1 protein-coding gene is annotated in these 1,593 nt (G+C 39.8%); it reads left to right on the top strand.

Features of this window, described 5'->3' with window-relative positions:
• Positions 1-119 precede the first annotated feature (119 nt).
• On the top strand, positions 120-1,313 hold the full coding sequence (locus tag B2C77_RS00425) for an IS256 family transposase (RefSeq protein ID WP_077701822.1): 1,194 nt from the start codon (positions 120-122) through the stop codon (positions 1,311-1,313).
• Positions 1,314-1,593: the final 280 nt, after the last annotated feature.

The following is a 1,593-nucleotide window of genomic DNA, read 5'->3' on the forward strand; positions in this document are numbered from 1 at the left end:
GAGAGTGTAAAATATTTTGTGTAAATAGAAATACCAATTAAACAAGTTCATAGAAAAAGGAAGACCCTTTTTGTAGAATAAAGTTAGCACACAAAATTCACAGAAAAGAGGTCTTCCCTATGAACCATCTTACTACAGATTTAATTGAAGCACTAGCAAAAAAACAAGATATTGAAGAAGTTTTTCGCCGTCATCTAGAAGAAGCTATTAACCAATTACTAAAGCATGAATTAACTGTATTTCTGGATTACGAACCGTATGAACGCAAGGGAGTTCATTCAGGTAACTCTCGTAATGGGTTTTATGACCGTACTTTTAAGACGGAGTACGGTGAGCTACAACTTCGTATACCAAGGGATAGGAACGGAGAATTTCAACAACAAACAGTGGCTCCATATAAGCGTTCTAATGACACGCTGGAACAGTTTGTTATTCACCTTTATGAAAAGGGAATCACAACAGATGAAATCGCACATCTAATCGAACGAATGTACGGACATCATTACACCAAACAGACCGTATCTAACTTAACAAAATTGGTAGCAGAAGATGTACAAGCATTTCATGAACGTAAATTAGAAAACCGTTACGCATGCATTTACTTAGATGCTACTCAAATCCCTATCCGTCGTAACACGGTAGAGAAAGAGTCTGTATATATTGCAATTGGGATCACGGAAGACGGCATAAAAGAAGTATTAGACTTTACTATTGCACCAACAGAATCCGCACACGTATGGGAAGAATTGATGCAGGAACTATATCAGCGTGGTGTTGCAGACGTTCTGCTCTTCATCTCAGACGGTCTAACTGGCATGACAGATGCTATTCACCGTGTCTATCCTAAAGCAAAGCATCAGGTGTGCTGTGTCCATGTTGCCCGCAATATTGCTAAGAAGGTTCGTGTCAAAGACCGTGCAGAGATACTTAGTGACTTTAAAACGGTTTATCATGCCATAGACAAAAAAGAAGCCCTACAAGCGTTAGAACAGTTTCAAAGCAAATGGGAAAAGACATATCCACGTGTCATTGACGCAGTTGTAAAAAATGAACAATTATTAACATTTTATGAGTTCCCTGCCTCTATTCGACGGAGTATCTATTCGACAAATTTAATTGAAGCCTTCAATAAAGAAATAAAGAGATACGTCAAACGAAAAGAGCAGTTTCCAAACAAGGAGGCTTTAGAACGTTTTCTTGTCACGCGATTTCTAGAGTATAATCATAAATTCAGCATGCGCTGCCATCGAGGCTTTGATCAGGCAAAATCTGAATTAGTTGCCTTGTTCGAATCTCTGGAAAATGGGACTTAGAACCCGCCATCCTTGACCTTGTTTACGGTCGTGGTGTATATCTACTGGCGGGTGCAGAAAATATAGCCACATAAGGCTCCACCCGCTTTTTTATGGTACCACGACCGTACTCTTCTATACTCTCGCTGGCAGGGTCCCCTATGCCCAACACAGCGAATCACAAAGAAGAGGCACAAGGTCAAGGACAAGCAGCTAACGCTGTGGCTATAGAGATTTCCTGATTATTTATTCAGAGTTAACATCTACAAAAGGGGATTTACACAAAATTATTGACACACCC

The organism is Virgibacillus dokdonensis (assembly GCF_900166595.1).
GTDB classification, from domain to species: Bacteria; Bacillota; Bacilli; order Bacillales; family Amphibacillaceae; genus Virgibacillus; species Virgibacillus dokdonensis.